Source organism: Kitasatospora sp. NPDC036993 (genome assembly GCF_055607525.1).
Window position 1 is genome coordinate 19,548 of record NZ_JBVJRP010000029.1, and the last position, 18,085, is coordinate 37,632.

Genomic DNA, 18,085 nt, shown 5'->3' on the forward strand with positions numbered 1-18,085 from the left:
GCCCCGCCGGTAGGACGCGGTGGAGTGGCCCCGGGGTCGAACGCTCCGAGTCGGCCAATCCGGCTGGCGCGCCGCCGCCCCTACCCTCAAAACCGGGTCCCACGTCCGTGGGCCGTAGGACAGACGAGGAGAGGGCCGGTACCACGGTGACCACCACGTACGAATTCTGGCTCGCCGGCCGCCGGGCGAGCGGTGACGCCGACTTCGAGGTGCACAACAGCTGGGACGGCCGTCTGGTCGGCAAGGTGAGCATCCCGACCGAGGCCCAGGTCGAGGAGGCGCTCGACGCCGCCGTCGCCGCGCTGCCGGTGTTCGCCGCCACCCCGGCGCACCAGCGTGCCGCCGCCCTGGACCACGTGGCCAAGCGGCTGACCGAGCGCACCGAGGAGCTGGCCCAGCTGGTCAGCGCCGAGAACGGCAAGCCGATCAAGTGGGCCCGCGGTGAGATCGGCCGCGCGGTGTCGGTCTTCCGCTGGGCCTCCGAGGAGGCCCGCCGCACCAACGGCGAGACCATGCGGCTGGACACCGACCCGGGCGGCGTGGGCCGCTTCGCGGTGGTGCGCCGCTTCCCGCGCGGTGTCGTGCTGGGGATCGCCCCGTTCAACTTCCCGCTGAACCTGGTCGCCCACAAGGTCGCCCCGGCGATCGCGGTCGGCGCTCCGATCATCCTGAAGCCGGCCCCGTCGACCCCGCTGTCGGCGATGGTGCTGGGCGAGATCCTGGCCGAGACCGACCTGCCGGCCGGCTCCTGGTCGATCCTGACCGTGCCGAACGACCGGATGCCGGCCCTGGTGCAGGACGAGCGCCTGCCGGTGATCTCCTTCACCGGTTCGGACAAGGTCGGCTACCAGATCATGGACTCGGTGCCGCGCAAGCACTGCACCCTGGAGCTCGGCGGCAACGCCGCGGCCGTGGTGCTCGCCGACTGGTCCTCGGAGGCCGACCTGGACTGGGCGGCCACCCGGATCGCGATGTTCGCCAACTACCAGGGTGGCCAGTCCTGCATCTCGGTGCAGCGGGTGATCGCCGACGCGTCGGTGTACGACGCGCTGGCGGAGAAGGTCGTCGCCAAGGTCAGGGCGCAGGTCACCGGTGACCCGGGTGACGACGCGACCGACGTCGGCCCGCTGATCGACGAGAACGCCGCGAAGCGCGTCGAGTCCTGGGTCGAGGACGCGGTCGCCAAGGGCGCCAAGGTGCTCACCGGCGGCACCCGCGAGGGCGCGACCTACGCCCCGACCGTGCTGGCCGACCTGCCCGGCGACGCCATCCTGGCCAAGGCCGAGGTGTTCGGCCCGGTGCTGTCGCTGCACCGGGTGGACGGCGTGGACGAGGCCTTCGCGGCCGTCAACGACTCGGCGTTCGGCCTTCAGGCGGGCGTGTTCACCCACGACCTCCAGACCGCCTTCCGCGCCCACCGGGAGCTGGAGGTCGGCGGTGTGATCATCGGCGACGCGCCGTCCTACCGCGCCGACCAGATGCCGTACGGCGGCGTCAAGGACTCCGGTGTCGGCCGTGAGGGCGTCAAGTACGCGATGGACGACTACACCGTCGAGAAGGTCATGGTCCTGACCGGCCTCGACCTCTGATCGGCGTCGTGGCAGTGCCGTAGTCGTGGCAGTGCCGCAGCAGTGCCGTAGCGGGAGGGCCCGGTTCACCGAACCGGGCCCTCCTCGCGTTCCCGGGGCCGTCCGGTGCTCAGCCGTCGTGTCCGGCGGCCGCGGCGACCGCCTCCTCGACGGTGGCGTTCCCGGCGACCAGTTCCAGGGTCAGCCCGGCGGTGGCGGGCTCGTGCAGCAGGGCGGCCAGGACGGCGGCGACGTCGGCCCGGTCCACCGCGCCGCGGTCGACCGAGGGGGCCAGCCGGACCAGGCCGGTGCCGGGGCCGTCGGTGAGCCGTCCGGGGCGCAGCACCGTCCAGTCCAGCGCGGTGCGGGCCCGAACGGCGTCGTCGGCGGCGCCCTTGGCCCGCAGGTAGGTCTCGAAGACCTGGTCGGCGGGGTGGTGGGCGTCGGCGTCGGCGGCCATCGCCGAGACCATCAGGTAGCGGCGGACGCCGGCGAGTTCGGCGGCGTCGGCCAGCAGCACGGCGGCGTCCCGGTCGACGGTGTTCTTGCGGGCGGCGCCGCTACCGGGGCCGGCGCCGGCGGCGAAGACCACCGCGTCGGCCCCGGTGAGCAGTGCGGCGAGCTGCGGCGCGGTGGCGGCCTCCAGGTCGAGCAGCAGCGGTTCGGCGCCGGCGTCGGCGAGGTCCTGGGCCTGTTCGGGGCGGCGGATGATCCCGGCGGGGCGTTCGCCGCGTGCGGCGAGCAGCCGTTCCAGCCGGAGCGCGATCTGTCCGTGGCCCCCGGCGATGACGGTACGCATGGTTCCGACGGTAGCCCGGGAGGGGCGGGGCGGCCCGTGGGGGTCGGGTGCGGTGCCGCGGACAGGACACAATGGGCGCATGACTTCGCTCGCTCACCCGCAGCTGCGTTTCACGCCCACCGTGGCGGACCCCTCCGGCCCCCGGGAGCTGGTGATCCTGGGCTCGACCGGTTCGATCGGCACCCAGGCCATCGACGTGGTGCTCCGCAACCCGGACCGCTTCCGGGTGGTCGCCCTGTCGGCGGCGGGCGGCCGGGTGGAGCTGCTGGCCGAGCAGGCGCTGCGGCTGGGCGTGCACACCGTGGCGGTGGCGGACCCGGCGGCCGGGCCGGCGCTGCGCGAGGCGCTGGCCGCCGAGGCGGCGGGCCGTCCGCTGCCGGCCGTGCTGGTGGGCCCGGACGCGGCGACCGAGCTGGCCGCGATGGAGTGCCACTCGGTGCTGAACGGCATCACCGGTTCGATCGGCCTGCGGCCGACGCTGGCCGCGCTGGAGGCGGGCCGGGTGCTGGTGCTGGCCAACAAGGAGTCGCTGATCGTCGGCGGTCCGCTGGTGAAGGCGGTGGCGAAGCCGGGCCAGATCGTGCCGGTGGACTCCGAGCACGCCGCGCTGTTCCAGGCGCTGGCGGGCGGGACCAGGGCCGAGGTCCGCAAGCTGGTGGTGACCGCGAGCGGCGGCCCGTTCCGCACCAGGAGCAGGGAGCAGCTGGCCGGGGTGACCCCGCAGGAGGCGCTGGCGCACCCGACCTGGGCGATGGGCCCGGTCGTCACGATCAACTCCGCCACCCTGGTGAACAAGGGCCTGGAGGTGATCGAGGCGCACCTGCTGTACGACGTGCCCTTCGACCGGATCGAGGTCGTGGTGCATCCGCAGTCGGTGGTGCACTCGATGGTGGAGTTCACCGACGGGTCGACCCTGGCGCAGGCCAGTCCGCCGGACATGCGGATGCCGATCGCGCTGGGGATCGGCTGGCCGGACCGGGTGCCGGACGCCGCCCCCGGCTGCGACTGGACCAAGGCGGCCACCTGGGAGTTCTTCCCGCTGGACGACGAGGCCTTCCCCGCGGTCGAGCTGGCCCGCGAGGTGGGCACCCTGGGCGGCACCAACCCGGCGGTCTTCAACGCGGCCAACGAGGAGTGCGTGGAGGCGTTTCTGAAGGGCCGCCTCGCCTTCACCGGAATCGTGGACACTGTTGCCAAGGTCGTGGCCGAGCACGGTCAGCGGGACGGCGCTCCGGCGGCGGGAACTTCCCTGACGGTCGAGGACGTCCTGCACGCGGAGGACTGGGCGCGCGCCCGGGCCCGCGAGCTGGCGGCCGGCTGACGGTCGACTGAACGGCCCCGATTGCGGTAGGACGAGACGATGAGCGGAGCGGCATGACGGAGGACCAGCGGTGGCAACGGTTTTGACGGTGGTCGGCATCCTGGTCTTCGTCATCGGGCTGCTGATCTCGATCGCCTGGCACGAACTCGGCCACCTCTCCACGGCCAAGCTGTTCGGCATCCGGGTGCCCCAGTACATGGTCGGCTTCGGCCCGACCCTCTGGTCACGCCGCAAGGGCGAGACCGAGTACGGCATCAAGGCGATCCCGTTCGGCGGGTACATCCGGATGATCGGGATGTTCCCGCCGGGCGAGGACGGCAGGATCACCAAGCGCAGCAGCTCGCCCTGGCGCACCATGATCGAGGACGCCCGCGAGGCCTCCTACGAGGAGATCCAGGAGGGTGACGAGAGCCGGCTCTTCTACACCCGCAAGCCGTGGAAGCGCATGATCGTCATGTTCGCCGGGCCGTTCATGAACCTGGTCCTGGCGTTCGGGCTCTTCCTGACCGTCATGATGGGCTTCGGCGTCCAGATGAGCGTGCCGACGGTCAAGACCGTCGCCCAGTGCGTCGTCAAGGCGGGCCAGCCCACCGACAGCTGCCCGGAGGGCGCCCCGCAGACCCCGGCCGCCCAGGCCGGGCTGAAGGCGGGGGACAAGATCCTCTCCTTCGACGGCGACCGGATCCGCAGCTACGACCAGCTCCAGGAGGACATCCGCAGGTCGGCCGGCAGGACCGTGCCGGTGGTGGTCGAGCGGGACGGTCAGCAGCACACCCTCACCCCGACCATCGCGGTCAACGACGTCCAGAAGTACGACGGGAACAACATCCCGATCAAGGGTGCGACCGTCCAGGCCGGGTTCCTTGGATTCACTCCTGCGAGTGGTGTGGTCCAGCTGGGATTCGGGCAGTCGGTGGACCGGATGTACGACATGGCCGAGAACGGGGTGAAGTCGCTGATCGCCCTGCCCGGCAAGATCCCCGGGCTGTGGAACGCGGTCGTCGGCGACGCCCCGCGCGACCCGGACTCGCCGATCGGCATGGTCGGCGCCGCCCGGGTCAGCGGCGAGGTCTTCTCGCTCGACATCCCCGGCACCCAGCGGATCGCGGTCTTCGTGAACCTGCTGGCCGGCATCAACCTGTCGCTCCTCCTCTTCAACATGCTGCCGCTGCTCCCGCTGGACGGCGGGCACATCGCCGGCGCGGCCTGGGAGGCGGTCCGGCGTCGGTTCGCACAGGTGTTCAGGCGGCCCGACCCGGGGCCCTTCGACGTCGCCAGGCTGATGCCGGTGGCGTACGTGGTGGCCAGCGTCTTCATCGGCTTCACGCTGCTGGTGATGGTCGCCGACCTGGTGAACCCGGTGAAGATCGGCTAGGGCGTTCGGGTACCGCGGGTGTGCTGGGCGCCGTGGCGGTGCCGTACCGTGGAGGCCGGGTGCGCGATCGTCAGCGCGCCCGGCCTCGGCCGTGTCACGGCCGGGCGGTCGACCACACCTCTACCCCGGGGAACCCTGCGCACATGACCGCGATCTCGCTCGGTATTCCGTCCCTGCCGCTCAAGCCGCTGGCCAAGCGCCGCTACTCCCGGCAGATCATGGTCGGCAACGTGCCGGTCGGCGGCGACGCCCCGGTCTCGGTGCAGTCGATGACCACCACGGTGACCTCGGACATCAACGCCACGCTCCAGCAGATCGCCCAGCTCACCGCGTCCGGCTGCCAGATCGTCCGGGTCGCCGTGCCCTCCCAGGACGACGCCGACGCGCTGCCGATCATCGCCAGGAAGTCGCAGATCCCGGTCATCGCGGACATCCACTTCCAGCCGAAGTACGTCTTCGCGGCGATCGACGCGGGCTGCGCCGCGGTGCGGGTGAACCCGGGGAACATCAAGGCCTTCGACGACAAGGTCGGCGAGATCGCCAAGGCCGCCAAGGACGCGGGCGTGCCGATCCGGATCGGCGTCAACGCCGGCTCGCTCGACAAGCGCCTGATGGAGAAGTACGGCCGGGCCACCCCGGAGGCGCTGGTCGAGTCCGCGCTGTGGGAGTGCTCGCTGTTCGAGGAGCACGACTTCCGCGACATCAAGATCTCGGTCAAGCACAACGACCCGGTCGTGATGATCAACGCCTACCGCCAGCTCGCCGCCGCGTGCGACTACCCGCTGCACCTCGGCGTGACCGAGGCCGGTCCGGCCTTCCAGGGCACCATCAAGTCGGCGGTCGCCTTCGGCGCGCTGCTGGCCGAGGGCATCGGCGACACCATCCGGGTCTCGCTCTCGGCCCCGCCGGCCGAGGAGATCAAGGTCGGCAACCAGATCCTGGAGTCGCTCGGGCTGCGCGAGCGCGGCCTGGAGATCGTCTCCTGCCCGTCCTGCGGCCGCGCCCAGGTGGACGTCTACAAGCTCGCTGAGGAGGTCACCGCCGGGCTGGAGGGCATGGAGGTGCCGCTGCGGGTGGCCGTCATGGGCTGCGTCGTGAACGGTCCCGGCGAGGCCAGGGAGGCCGACCTCGGGGTCGCCTCCGGCAACGGCAAGGGGCAGATCTTCGTCAAGGGCGAGGTCATCAAGACCGTTCCCGAGTCGAAGATCGTCGAGACCCTGATCGAGGAGGCGCTCAAGCTCGCCGAGCAGATGCAGGCGGCCGGCGTCGAGTCGGGGGCGCCGACCGTGGTCGCGGGCGAGTGAGCCCCGCATAGCTTGTCCTGACCGCGCGGGAGGGTCCGCGCGGCGTTTTCCGGAAGCGGGGCCGTCCGTTCGCGGACGGCCCCGCGGCCGTAGCCGGGTGGGGCCACGGAGTAGGGTGCGGCCAGAGTCGTCTCAGTGAGGTGCTGTCTCGATGCTCGATCGAGGTGTGATGCTCCCGAGCTCCTTCCAGGCCGCCAGGGCCCTGGCCACCACCCGGGTGCTGGAGCCGCCCGACCTCGGGGACGCCCTGGAGATCCTCCACCGCGACCCGGTCGCCAACGCCTTCGTCGCGACCAGGGTCGAGGCCGTCGGGCTGGACCCGTGGCGGCTCGGCGGGGAGATCTGGGGCTGGTACGACGGCGACGGCGTGCTGGCCGCGCTCTGCTACGCCGGAGCGAACCTGGTCCTGGTCGACGCCGGTCCCGAGGCGGTCGCGGCGTTCGCGGAACGGGCCCGCCGGCAGGGACGGCGCTGCTCCTCGATCGTCGGGCCGGCGGCGGCCACGGCGGCCTTCTGGGCGCTGCTGGAGCGCAGTTGGGGCCCCGCGCGCGAAGTGCGGGCGCACCAGCCGCTGTTGGCGACCTCGGTGCCGTCGGCGGAGATCGCGCCGGATCCGCTGGTGCGGAGGGTGCGGCGCGACGAGGTCGAGACCCTGATGCCGGCCTGCGTGGCGATGTTCACCGAGGAGGTGGGGGTGTCGCCGCTGGCGGGGGACGGCGGGCTCCTCTACCAGGCCCGGGTGGCCGAACTCGTGTCCACCGGACGGTCGTTCGCCCGGTTCGGGGAGGACGGGCAGGTCGTCTTCAAGGCGGAGATCGGGGCGGTGACGGAGGGGGCCTGCCAGATCCAGGGGGTCTGGGTCGCTCCGGAGCACCGGGGGCAGGGGCTCTCCGAGACGGGGATGGCGGCGGTCCTGGGCATCGCGTTGCGGGAGGTGGCGCCGGTGGTGTCGCTGTACGTCAACGACTTCAACCTGCGGGCCAGGGCCGCGTACCGGCGGGTGGGGTTCCGGGAGGTCGGGGCGTTCATGAGCGTTCTCTTCTGAGCGGTTCGCGTGCGGGGTTGTTGGGATCTTCGGCCGCGCCGCGGGGCGGCTGGTAGTAACGTCCGGAGCATGGATCAGCTGACCGGGGTGACGATCGGGGCCATCGACCTTGCGGACTGGGCGCCGCAGGCGCTGGAGGTCCAGGCGGTGGCGTTCGGGCTCACGCCCGAGGAGGTCGCGGTACGGCTGCACATCGTGGGGCGGCACGCCCAGCAGCCGGGGGTGATCGCGCTCGGGGCGGTGAGCGGGGGGCGGCTGGTCGGGTTCGGGTACGGGATGCCCAACCGGCGGGAGCACTGGTGGAGCACGGTGATCGAGCCCTATCTGACCACCGGGGGGCACGAGGGCTGGCTGGACGGGGTCTTCGCGGTCACCGAGCTGCACGTGCTGCCGGAGTTCCAGGGGCAGGGGATCGGCTCGCGGATCATCCGGACGCTGTGCGAGCGGTCGGGACTGGACCGGAGCATCCTCTCGGCGATCGACGCGGAGACGCCGGCGCGGCGGCTGTACCGGGCGCTGGGGTACCGGGACCTGGCGCGGGCGGTGCGGTTTCCGGCGACGGACCGGCTGTACGCGGTGATGGGGGCCCGGCTGCCCCTGCGCGGGGCCGGGGCTCGAATCTCTGCGGGCTAGAGGGAGTTGGCGAACTCAAGGTAGAGCTCGGCGTCCTCTCGGCGGTCCGGGACGAGGGCGCGGAGGGCCAGGTCGACGGCGCGGAAGAGGGTCCAGCCGCGGAGCCGGTCCCGGTCGACCTCGAGGGCTTCGGAGAGCCGGCCCAGGCGGCGGCGGACGGCGGCGGGGGCGCCGGGGGAGCCGATCAGGGTGTCGGCGCGGTCCAGGGCCAGGCGGGCCAGGTCGTAGGCGCGTTCGCCGGCCAGCGGGCGCGGGTCGATGGCCAGCCAGGGGGCGCGGTCGGCGGCCAGGACGTTGCCGTGGTGGAAGTCGCCGTGCAGGAGGAAGGACTCGTCGGCGTCGCCGGCCAGGTTGCGGGCGGTGTCCAGGGCCTCGGCGATCAGGTGCCGGGCCTCGGTGCTGACGGGGTGGGGGTGCTCCGCGAGGCGGGCGGCGGTGGCGATCCGCTGGGGGACGGTGGGGAAGGGGTGTCCCTCGGGGAGTTCCGTCCAGAGGCGGTGCAGCAGGCTGGTGGCCTCCAGCATGGCCTTGGGCTCGGCGAGGGAGCGTAGCGGGATCTCGCCGTGGAGGCGTTCGAGCAGGAGCACGCCCTCGGCGGGGGCGGCGTCGAGGAGGAGGACGGCTCCCCGGCCGGCCCAGTGGGTGAGGGCGGCGTCCTCGTGGGCGGTCTCGGGGGTGGGGAGGCCGACCTTGAGGACGGCGGGGGAGAGGTCGTCGCGGTGGACGTAGGTGACCAGGCTGAGGCTGCCGCCGGGGTCGAGGGTCCGTTCCGGGGTGAGGTTCCAGGCGGCGAGGTGGGTGGCGGTCCTGGTGGGGAGGGTGGCCAGCCATTGGCGGCCGGGGTCGTGGTGGGTGGCGGTGACGTTGTGCGTCAGCCAGGGGGGGACGGTGATGGTGGGTTCGGCTCCCGACATGGGTCCATTGTCGGGGTTTGGGGGGTGGGGGTGTGGTCGGGGGGCTTTCGGGAGGGTGGGGTGGCGGGGGCGGCTCCGGGGGTGGCCGCTCCGGGGGCTGGGTGATTTTCGGACTGCCGTTCTCGTGGGTGCGGTGCTCGACGGCGGTGGCAGTCTGAAAATCACCCGTCACGCCCCTCTCCGGGCCACCCCCTGCGCCGCCCCCGCCCGCGGCGCGTCCCTCTCGCCGGGGAGGGAGGGGGAGGGGCGGGGTGGGTGGGTGCGGACAGGTGGGTGGGTGGGGAAGAGCGGCGGGCTTGGGGGCAGGCGGCGGGCTTGGGGGCAGGGGGCGGGCCGGGCTGGGTGTCTGTTGGGTTCCCGGGTCAGGTGGGGATGCCGGGGAAGGGGGTGGTGGGGGCGCCCCAGTGGTGGGCGCGGAGGGTGGTTTCGCGCAGGGCGGTGGCGGCGTGGTGGCGGTAGGGGGCGGAGATGGTGCCGGCCAGGTCGGCGTAGACGGTGGTCAGGCGGGTTTCGAGGTGGACGGCGAGCTTGGTGGCGTCCGCGGGGGAGGTGACGGGGAAGGGGAGCTGGTAGCCGCCGGCTGCGGGGGTGGGGGCGGCGGAGGCGGCGGTGAGGAGGCGTTGCCAGGCGTCACGTTGGGCCTGGTGGGCGGCGTGGGTGGTGCGGGCGTCGGTGCGTTGGGGGTCGTCGGGGAGGTGGGCGCCGACCATGCCGTAGCCGTAGACGGCGGCGTGTTCGGCGCTGAGGGCGGCCTGGAGGGCGGGGACGGCGGCGACGGCGGCGGTGGGGCCGGAGGCGTCGCGGTTGTCGGGGGTGGTGACGGGGGTCCGGTCGCCGAGGGCCGCGGCGTGCAGGGCGTTGGAGGCGGCGATGGAGGCGAGCAGGCGGGCGAGGGGCGGCGTGACCTCGGCGAGGCCGTCGAGGCGGGCTTCGGCGGTCCGGCGTTCCAGGGCGGCCAGTTCGGCGAGGGTGGGGAGGGAGCGGGTCGGGGTACCGCCGGCCGGGGTGCCGGTGGGGGAGGGGCTGGACGGGCTGGAGCTGGGCAGGTCCTGGGCGAGGGCGGCGCGGTGCCGGGCGGTGTCGTCGCGCAGGGGCCGGAGCAGGGCGGTCTGGGCACCGGGGGCGGTGAGCAGGGCGTCGTAGGCGCCGAGCAGGAGGTCGGCGGCGCCGATCGCGCGGAGGCGGGCGGGGGTGTCCGGGTCGCGGGGCGGGGTGGGGTCCGCGGGGTGGTCGGTGGAGCCGCCGGTGCAGGCGGTGAGGGTGGTGAGCAGTCCGAGGGCCAGGAAGGTCCGTCGGCTGGGCGGCTGCATCGGGGTCACTCCGGGTGGGTACGGGAGGACGGCCTCCCCGCCTCCGCTCGTTGGCGTGAATGATTACAGAATCCCCACGTTCCCGTGTCCGGTTCGGGGATGCCGTGCCGGGTGTGAGCTTGCTCGCAGTGGGTGGTGCGCGAGCGGCCGGGGGCGGTCCGGAATCGGTGGTTGGGGGCTTCACCGGATAGGCTTTGGGCCGAGCTGTCGTGATCCGGTGTGGCACCGGGGGCGCGGAGCGACCTTCTGACAACAGCAGACGCGGCCGAGGAGTCCACCCGGATGAGCACCACCCACACCGACCGGCTGCGAGCGTTGCTGGAGCCGCTGGCCGAGCAGGCCGGACTGGACCTGGAGGACGTCAGGGTCACCCGGGCGGGCAGCCGTCGGCAGGTGCAGATCGACGTCGACACCGACGACGGCGTGGACATGGACGCCATCGCCGAGTTCAGCCGGGTGGTCGGTGAGGCCCTGGACGGGTCGGACCTGATGGGGGACGACGCGTACCTGCTGGAGGTCGGCTCGCCGGGTGCGGAGCGTCCGCTGGTCCTGCCCCGGCACTGGCAGCGCGCCGAGGGTCGGCTGGCCAAGATCCACCTGGCGGACGGCGGGGAGATCGTCGCCCGGGTGCTGGAGGCCGACGAGGACGGCGCACTGGTCGAGGTGCAGCCGGTGAAGGGGCGTGGCCGCCCGAAGGAGCGCCGTCTGGCGTACGCCGAGGTGGCCCGGGCGCGCGTCCAGGTCGAGTTCAACCGCAAGGGTGACGACGAGCTCCTGGACGAGGCCGCGGACATCGACGAGGGGGACGACGGCACCGAGTGATTCCGGACGCCGTACGACCATGACGAACGTGACGAAAGACGAGGAGGCGTAGCCGTGGACATCGACATGAGTGCCCTGCGCACGCTGGTCAACGAGAAGAACATCCCCTTCGACCTGCTGGTCGAGTCCATCGAGTCGGCCCTCCTCACCGCGTACCACCGCACCGAGGGCTCGCGCCGTCGGGCCCGGGTGCACCTGGACCGCAAGAGCGGCCACGTCACCGTGTGGGCGATGGAGGACCCGGCGGAGCTGGACGAGGGCGTCGAGCCGAAGGAGTTCGACGACACCCCGAGCGGCTTCGGCCGGATCGCGTCCAGCATCGGCATCCAGGTGATGATGCAGCGGCTGCGCGACGCCGCCGACGACCAGACCTTCGGTGAGTACGCGGGCAAGGAGGGCGACATCGTCACCGGTGTCGTCCAGCAGGGCAACGACCCGAAGAACGTGCTGGTCGACATCGGCAAGCTGGAGGCCATCCTGCCGCCGCAGGAGCAGGTCCCGGGCGAGGACTACCGGCACGGCACCCGGCTGAAGTGCTACGTGGTGGCCGTGCGCCGCGGCGTGCGCGGGGCTTCGGTGACGCTGTCGCGCACCCACCCGAGCCTGGTGAAGAAGCTGTTCGCGCTGGAGGTCCCGGAGATCGCGGACGGCAGCGTGGAGATCGCGGCGATCGCCCGCGAGGCCGGCCACCGGACCAAGATCGCGGTCTGGTCGCGCCGCCAGGGCCTGAACGCCAAGGGCGCCTGTATCGGCCCGATGGGCGCCCGGGTGCGCGCCGTGATGGGCGAGCTGCACGGCGAGAAGATCGACATCGTCGACTGGTCCGAGGACCCGAGGGAGATGGTGGCCGCCGCCCTGTCGCCCGCGCGGGTGACCAGTGTGGAGATCGTGGACGCCGTCCAGCGCTCCGCGCGGGTGATCGTGCCGGACTACCAGCTGTCGCTGGCGATCGGCAAGGAGGGCCAGAACGCCCGCCTGGCCGCGCGTCTGACCGGCTGGCGGATCGACATCCGGCCGGACACCGAGGGCCAGGCCGAGGAATCGCAGGCCCGGTGATCAGTGTCGTCGTGGGCGTCCTCGTCGGTCCTCCGGGACCGGCAGGGCGGCGCCATGTCCCTTCGGAGGGGTAGACTTGCCTTCGTCTGGCCGGACGCATGTCCGAGCACGCCCGGAACGCACCTGCGTGGGCTGCCGCAAGCGCGCGGCCAAGCACCAGTTGTTGCGTGTCACGGCGGTCGAGGGCGAGTGCGTCCCTGATCCCCGTGGCGCACTCCCGGGCCGGGGCGCTCACGTGCACCCCGATCCGGCCTGCCTCGACCTCGCGGTCCGCCGTCGGGCGTTCCCCCGGGCCTTCCGGCTCCAGGGCGCGCTCGACACGGAGCGGCTCCGCGAGTTCATCGGGGAGCGGGCGGGCGGAGCCTCCTAGGCGGGCCGCCTTCCGCGACAGCCGCCGCTCGCGCGGCGGGGAACCACCGCAACAAGCCCAGCGCGCGGGCCGCCGCGCGCCGTGCCACCAGTCAGGTACCTCGCGATGTGGAAGTAGGTCGAGATTGCGATGAGCACTCGATGAGTACGCGATGAGTACGCGATGAGTACGCCCATGAAGTAGCGACAGTCCGGCGGACGAGACCCCCGGACTCATAGACAGGAGTGAAGTGGCTAAGGTCCGGGTTTATGAACTCGCCAAGGAGCTTGGCTTGGAGAGCAAGGCCGTCATGGCCAAGCTCACCGAGCTCGGCGAGTTCGTTCGTTCGGCGTCCTCGACGATCGAGGCGCCGGTCGTGCGCAAGTTGACTGACGCGCTTGGTGTGGCCCCCACCGGTGGTGGATCCGCCAAGCCGGGCCCGCGGAAGACCGCGGCGCCCTCCCCCGCTGCCGGCTCGGGTACCCCGAAGCCGGGGGCTCCGACCCCGGGTCCGCGCCCCAGCGCGACCCCTGGTCCCCGTCCGACCCCGGCTGCCGCCGCGCCTTCCGCGCCGGCCGCGGCCGCCCCCGCCGCTGCCGCCGCCCCGCGGCAGAGCGCGCCGACTCCGGGCCCGCGCCCGGCTGCGCGTCCCGCCGCTCCGGCGGCTCCGGCGGCCCCGGCCGCGCCCGCGGCCGAGTTCTCCTCGCCGGCTCCGGCCGGTGGTGACGCCCCGCGTCCGGCCACCCAGGCCCCGCGTCCGGCGGCGCAGGCCTCCGGCGGTGCCCGTCCGGGCCCGCGTCCGGCCGGCCCGCGTCCGGGCAACAACCCGTTCACCTCGGGTAGCGCCACCGGCATGGGCCGCCCCGGCGACCGCCGTCAGGGCGGTCAGGGTGGTGCCCCGCGTCCGGGTGGTGCCCAGGGTGGCGACCGTCCGCGTCCGGGTGGCGACCGTCCGCGTCCGGCCGGTGCTCCCGGTGCCGGTGCCCCGCGTCCGGGTGGCGACCGTCCGCGTCCGGCCGGTGCTCCCGGTGCCGGTGCCCCGCGTCCGGGTGGCGACCGTCCGCGTCCCGCCGGTGCTCCCGGTGCCGGTGCCCCGCGTCCCGGTGGCGACCGTCCGCGTCCCGACGGCATGCCCCGTCCGGCCGCGCCGCGTCCCGGTGGCCCGAGCCCGTCCGGCATGCCGCGCCCGAACCCGGGCATGATGCCGCAGCGTCCGGCCGGCCCGCGTCCGGGCCCGGGTGGCCGTGGTCCGGGTGGCCCCGGCGGCCGTCCGGGTGGTCCGGGTGGTGGCGGCGGCGGTGCCCGTCCCGGCTTCCAGGGCCGTCCGGCCGGTCCGGGCTCGCGCCCGGCCGGTGGCGGTGGCTTCGGCGGTCCGCGTCCCGGTGGCGGTGCCCCCGGCGGTGGCGGCGGCTTCGGCCCGCGTCCCGGCGGCTTCGGCGGTCGTCCCGGCGGCCCGGGTGCCCGTGGTGGCACGCAGGGTGCCTTCGGTCGTGGTCCGGGCGGTCGCCCGGCTCGTGGCCGCAAGTCGAAGCGGGCGAAGCGCCAGGAGTACGAGGCCATGCAGGCCCCGTCCGTCGGCGGTGTGATGCTGCCTCGCGGCAACGGCCAGACCGTTCGCCTGTCGAGCGGCGCCTCGCTGATGGACTTCGCGGAGAAGATCAACGCCAACCCGGCCGCGCTCGTCTCCGTCATGTTCAACCTCGGCGAGATGGTCACCGCGACGCAGTCGGTCTCCGACGCGACGCTGCAGCTGCTGGCCGACGAGATGGGCTTCCAGCTCGAGATCGTCAGCCGTGACGACGAGGACCGCGAGCTGCTGGAGTCGTTCGACATCGACTTCGGTGCCAACGAGGGCGACGAGGACCAGCTGGCCCCGCGCCCGCCGGTCGTCACCGTCATGGGTCACGTCGACCACGGTAAGACCCGCCTGCTGGACGCCATCCGCAAGTCGAACGTGGTGGCCGGCGAGGCCGGTGGCATCACCCAGCACATCGGTGCCTACCAGGTCGTCACCGAGGTGAACGGCGATCAGCGTCCGATCACCTTCCTCGACACCCCGGGTCACGAGGCGTTCTCCGCCATGCGTGCCCGTGGTGCCAAGTCCACCGACATCGCGATCCTGGTGGTCGCGGCCAACGACGGTGTCATGCCGCAGACGATCGAGGCGCTGAACCACGCCAAGGCCGCCGGTGTGCCGATCGTGGTCGCGGTCAACAAGATCGACGTCGAGGGCGCCGACCCGACCAAGGTCCGCGGTCAGCTGACCGAGTTCGGTCTGGTGGCCGAGGAGTACGGCGGCGACACCATGTTCGTCGACATCTCCGCCCGCCAGGGCCTGCACATCGACCAGCTGCTGGAGGCCGTGGTCCTGACCGCGGACGCCTCGCTGGACCTGCGGGCCAACCCGGAGCAGGACGCGCAGGGTATCGCCATCGAGGCGCACCTGGACAAGGGCCGTGGCGCCATGGCGACCGTGCTCGTGCAGCGCGGTACCCTCCGCGTCGGCGACTCGATCGTCGTGGGCGACGCCTACGGCCGCGTCCGCGCGATGCTGGACGAGAACGGCAACAGCCTCGCCGAGGCCGGCCCGTCCCGCCCGGTGCTGCTGCTCGGTCTGACCTCGGTGCCCCGCGCCGGCGACAGCTTCATCGTCGTCGACGAGGACCGCACCGCCCGTCAGATCGCCGAGAAGCGCTCGGCCCGCGACCGCAACGCCGCCTTCGCGCAGCGTCGGGTCCGGGTGTCCCTGGAGGACCTGGACAAGGCCATCGCCGCCGGCTCCATCGAGCAGCTCAACCTCATCATCAAGGGTGACGTCTCCGGTTCGGTCGAGGCCCTCGAGGACGCCCTGGTCAAGCTGGACGTGGGCGAGGAGGTCGAGCTCCGGGTCCTGCACCGCGGTGTGGGTGCCATCACCGAGTCCGACGTGGACCTGGCGATGGGCTCGGACGCCATCATCATCGGCTTCAACGTGCGCGCCGAAGGCCGTGCGCGCGCCGCGGCCGACAAGGAAGGCGTGGACGTCCGGTACTACTCGGTCATCTACCAGGCGATCGAGGAGATCGAGAACGCCCTCAAGGGCATGCTCAAGCCGGAGTACGAGGAGGTGCGCCTCGGCGCCGCGGAGATCCGCGAGGTCTTCCGCTCCTCCAAGTTCGGCAACATCGCCGGTGTCCTGGTCCGCGACGGCATCATCCGCCGCAACGCCAAGGCCCGCCTGCTGCGCGACGGCAAGGTCGTGGCGGAGAGCCTCACCATCGAGGGTCTGCGCCGCTTCAAGGACGACGCGACCGAGGTCCGCGAGGGCTTCGAGGCCGGTGTCACCCTGGGGTCGTTCAACGACATCAAGGTCGAGGACATCATCGAGACCTACGAGATGCGCGAGAAGCCGCGCGCCTAGTCGGTGTCAGCCGGGGCCGGTCGACGGGTGGTATTTCCGTCGACCGGCCCCGGTCTCGCTGTGTAGGGTCCTGGGTAGTCCAGACGTAGCGACGTCAGCCCGGTTCCGGGCTGCCCCCCGAGGCCTTCCAGGTCGGCGAGACCTGTCATACATGTTCGTGGGAACACTCACCTTCGACCTGCTGCTGGGCGACGTCCACTCGCTCAAGGAGAAGCGTTCGATCGTGCGGCCCATCGTGGCCGAACTGCAGCGCAAGTACAGCGTGTGCGCTGCCGAGACCGGGAACCAGGACCTGCACCGGCGGGCCGAGATCGGCCTGGCGGTGGTGGCCGGCGACGCCGGGTACGTCACCGAGGTCCTGGACAGCTGTGAGCGGTTGGTCGCCGGCCGCCCCGAGGTACAGCTCCTCTCCGCGAGGAGGAGGTACCACAACGACGACGACGAATGAGGACCGTGGAGGCGGCCGGCGGAAGTCGCCGTTCTCACACGGATCAGGACCGAGAGCGCCCGCAAGGCCGGGCGCGGGCCGGTACTTTGGGGCGTGGGCCCCGACGGGTGCGCAGTCCACCCGGGTACCGGGCCCACTGCACGAGGAGGCAAAGTGACCGACACCGCAAGGGCGCGCAAGCTCGCCGACCGCATCCAGGTGGTCGTCGCCCAGACCCTGGAACGGCGGATCAAGGACCCCCGTCTGGGGTTCGTGACCATCACCGACACCAGGGTGACCGGAGACCTGCGCGAGGCCACCGTCTTCTACACCGTCTTCGGTGACGAGACCGAGCGCGAGGCCACCGCGGCCGCGCTGGAGAGCGCCAAGGGCGTGATCCGCTCCGAGGTCGGCAAGATCGGGGTGCGCTTCACCCCGACGCTGACCTTCGTCGCGGACGCGCTGCCGGACAACGCCAGGAACATCGACGACCTGCTCGACCGGGCCCGCAGCTCCGACGCCGCGGTGCGCACCCAGGCGGCCGGGGCGGACTACGCCGGCGCCGCGGACCCGTACCGGGTCCCGGCGTCCGAGCGTGACGACGAGGACGAGTAGTCATGGCGGGTGAGCCGGCGCAGGCCGCCCCGCGAGCCGGCTCGACCACCACGGGGGCGCCCTCCACCAGCACGGTGGAGGGTGCCCTCGCGGCGCTCCCCGGTCCGCGCGCCGAGGAGAGCGGGTTCGAGCTGGTCTGGCAGCAGGCGGTGGCGGAGATCGGGCGGGCCCGTTCGATCGACCTGATCTGCCACATCTGCCCGGACGGCGACGCGCTGGGCTCCTCGCTGGCCGCCGCACTGGCGCTGCGCGCGCTCGGCAAGCAGGTCCGGGTCTCGTTCGGCGACGACCCGCAGGTCGTGCCCGAGTCGCTGGCCTTCCTGCCGGGGCAGGAGCTGATCGTGCCCGCGGCCGGGGTGCCGGACGTGCCCGAGCTGGTGCTCTGCTTCGACGTGGCCGCGGAGAGCCGGCTCGGCCTGCTGCACGACAAGGCCTTCGCCGCGCCCGTCCTGGTGGTGTTCGACCACCACGCCTCCAACCCGGGCTTCGGCACCCACCAGCTGATCGACCCGACCGCGCCGGCCACCGCGGTGCTGGTCGACGAACTGCTGCGCCGGCTCGGCGTCGAACTCGACCGGGACCTGGCCACCTGCCTCTACACCGGTGTCGCCACCGACACCGGTTCCTTCAAGTACCGGGCCACCACGCCCGCCACCCACGAACTGGCCGGCCGGCTGCTGGCCACCGGCATCCGGCACGACCTGATCTCCCGGCAGCTGTGGGACACCTCCTCCTTCGGCTACCTCAAGGTGCTCGCGGGCGCGCTCGACCGGGCCGTCTACGAGCCGGAGGCGGCCGGTGGGCTGGGTCTGGTGTGGACCTGGGTGCCGTACCAGGACCTCGCGCTGTTCAGCGTCACGGTCGAGGAGATCGAGGGGCTGATCGACATCCTGCGCCGCCCGGCCGAGGCCGAGGTGGCGCTGGTGCTCAAGCAGGACCCGGACGGCACGCTGCGCGGCTCCTCGCGTTCCAAGGGCGCGGTGGACGTCGCCGCGGCCTGCGCCGAACTGGGCGGCGGGGGACACGTCTTCGCGGCCGGGTTCAGCGTCCGGGAGGACGTGGCCCCGGTGGTCGAGCGGTTCCGGGGCGCGCTGCGACCGGTACGTTGATCGTTCCTCCTGTCATTCAGAGAAAGAACCCGAAGAAC

At 72.9% G+C, this 18,085-nt stretch carries 16 protein-coding genes; 13 read left to right on the top strand and 3 right to left on the bottom strand.

Going from position 1 to position 18,085, the window contains the following annotated elements; genetic code table 11:
- Positions 1-146 precede the first annotated feature (146 nt).
- Positions 147-1,589, top strand: coding sequence for an aldehyde dehydrogenase family protein (locus tag ACZ7C5_RS36150; RefSeq protein WP_401092703.1), 1,443 nt, complete (start codon positions 147-149; stop codon positions 1,587-1,589).
- A 109-nt stretch (positions 1,590-1,698) separates the two neighbouring features.
- On the opposite strand, the gene ACZ7C5_RS36155 is transcribed toward ACZ7C5_RS36150, so the two are convergent.
- Positions 1,699-2,367: an NAD(P)-binding oxidoreductase gene (locus tag ACZ7C5_RS36155; protein ID WP_470324308.1), complete on the bottom strand. Its 669-nt coding sequence runs from the start codon at positions 2,365-2,367 to the stop codon at positions 1,699-1,701.
- Positions 2,368-2,446: 79 nt separating this feature from the next.
- On the opposite strand from ACZ7C5_RS36155, the gene dxr reads away from it, so the two are divergent.
- From dxr to ACZ7C5_RS36180, 5 genes are all read left to right on the top strand, one after another.
- Positions 2,447-3,688 (top strand): 1-deoxy-D-xylulose-5-phosphate reductoisomerase, encoded by a 1,242-nt coding sequence (dxr, locus tag ACZ7C5_RS36160; protein ID WP_401092699.1) that lies wholly within the window; start codon positions 2,447-2,449, stop codon positions 3,686-3,688.
- Between the two features lie 70 nt (positions 3,689-3,758).
- Positions 3,759-5,063: a M50 family metallopeptidase gene (locus ACZ7C5_RS36165; RefSeq protein ID WP_470324309.1), complete on the top strand. Its 1,305-nt coding sequence runs from the start codon at positions 3,759-3,761 to the stop codon at positions 5,061-5,063.
- A 143-nt stretch (positions 5,064-5,206) separates the two neighbouring features.
- Positions 5,207-6,367 (top strand): flavodoxin-dependent (E)-4-hydroxy-3-methylbut-2-enyl-diphosphate synthase, encoded by a 1,161-nt coding sequence (gene ispG, locus ACZ7C5_RS36170; RefSeq protein WP_188301482.1) that lies wholly within the window; start codon positions 5,207-5,209, stop codon positions 6,365-6,367.
- A gap of 169 nt (positions 6,368-6,536) precedes the next feature.
- The gene (locus tag ACZ7C5_RS36175) at positions 6,537-7,412 is read left to right on the top strand and encodes a GNAT family N-acetyltransferase (protein ID WP_188301483.1); all 876 of its coding nucleotides are present in this window, start codon (positions 6,537-6,539) and stop codon (positions 7,410-7,412) included.
- A gap of 69 nt (positions 7,413-7,481) precedes the next feature.
- Positions 7,482-8,045, top strand: coding sequence for a GNAT family N-acetyltransferase (locus ACZ7C5_RS36180; protein WP_401092693.1), 564 nt, complete (start codon positions 7,482-7,484; stop codon positions 8,043-8,045).
- Here ACZ7C5_RS36180 and ACZ7C5_RS36185 read toward each other — a convergent pair.
- Both ACZ7C5_RS36185 and ACZ7C5_RS36190 read right to left on the bottom strand, forming a co-directional pair.
- Positions 8,042-8,959: an aminoglycoside phosphotransferase family protein gene (locus ACZ7C5_RS36185; RefSeq protein WP_470324310.1), complete on the bottom strand. Its 918-nt coding sequence runs from the start codon at positions 8,957-8,959 to the stop codon at positions 8,042-8,044. The two genes, ACZ7C5_RS36180 and ACZ7C5_RS36185, sit on opposite strands and share 4 nt — an antisense overlap.
- A gap of 362 nt (positions 8,960-9,321) precedes the next feature.
- On the bottom strand, positions 9,322-10,269 hold the full coding sequence (locus ACZ7C5_RS36190; protein WP_470324318.1) for a ferritin-like domain-containing protein: 948 nt from the start codon (positions 10,267-10,269) through the stop codon (positions 9,322-9,324).
- A 282-nt stretch (positions 10,270-10,551) separates the two neighbouring features.
- Between ACZ7C5_RS36190 and rimP the strand changes: the two genes are divergently transcribed.
- The 7 genes from rimP to ACZ7C5_RS36225 all read left to right on the top strand — a co-directional run bounded on the left by rimP (position 10,552) and on the right by ACZ7C5_RS36225 (position 18,047).
- Complete coding sequence (rimP, locus tag ACZ7C5_RS36195; protein WP_188301487.1) at positions 10,552-11,091, top strand: ribosome maturation factor RimP; 540 nt, start codon at positions 10,552-10,554, stop codon at positions 11,089-11,091.
- Positions 11,092-11,145: 54 nt separating this feature from the next.
- Entirely contained in the window at positions 11,146-12,147 is a 1,002-nt protein-coding gene (gene nusA / locus ACZ7C5_RS36200; protein ID WP_401092552.1) for a transcription termination factor NusA, read from the top strand.
- 76 nt (positions 12,148-12,223) lie between these two features.
- Positions 12,224-12,517 carry a YlxR family protein gene (locus ACZ7C5_RS36205; protein ID WP_224282505.1) on the top strand — a complete coding sequence of 98 codons (294 nt, stop codon included), beginning with the start codon at positions 12,224-12,226 and terminating at the stop codon, positions 12,515-12,517.
- Between the two features lie 229 nt (positions 12,518-12,746).
- Positions 12,747-15,896: a translation initiation factor IF-2 gene (gene infB / locus ACZ7C5_RS36210; protein ID WP_401092550.1), complete on the top strand. Its 3,150-nt coding sequence runs from the start codon at positions 12,747-12,749 to the stop codon at positions 15,894-15,896.
- Between the two features lie 151 nt (positions 15,897-16,047).
- Entirely contained in the window at positions 16,048-16,344 is a 297-nt protein-coding gene (locus ACZ7C5_RS36215; RefSeq protein ID WP_401092548.1) for a DUF503 domain-containing protein, read from the top strand.
- Positions 16,345-16,497: 153 nt separating this feature from the next.
- A complete protein-coding gene (gene rbfA, locus ACZ7C5_RS36220) occupies positions 16,498-16,938 on the top strand; it encodes a 30S ribosome-binding factor RbfA (RefSeq protein WP_401092546.1) in 441 nt (146 codons plus the stop codon).
- Between the two features lie 2 nt (positions 16,939-16,940).
- On the top strand, positions 16,941-18,047 hold the full coding sequence (locus ACZ7C5_RS36225) for a DHH family phosphoesterase (protein WP_401092544.1): 1,107 nt from the start codon (positions 16,941-16,943) through the stop codon (positions 18,045-18,047).
- Positions 18,048-18,085: the final 38 nt, after the last annotated feature.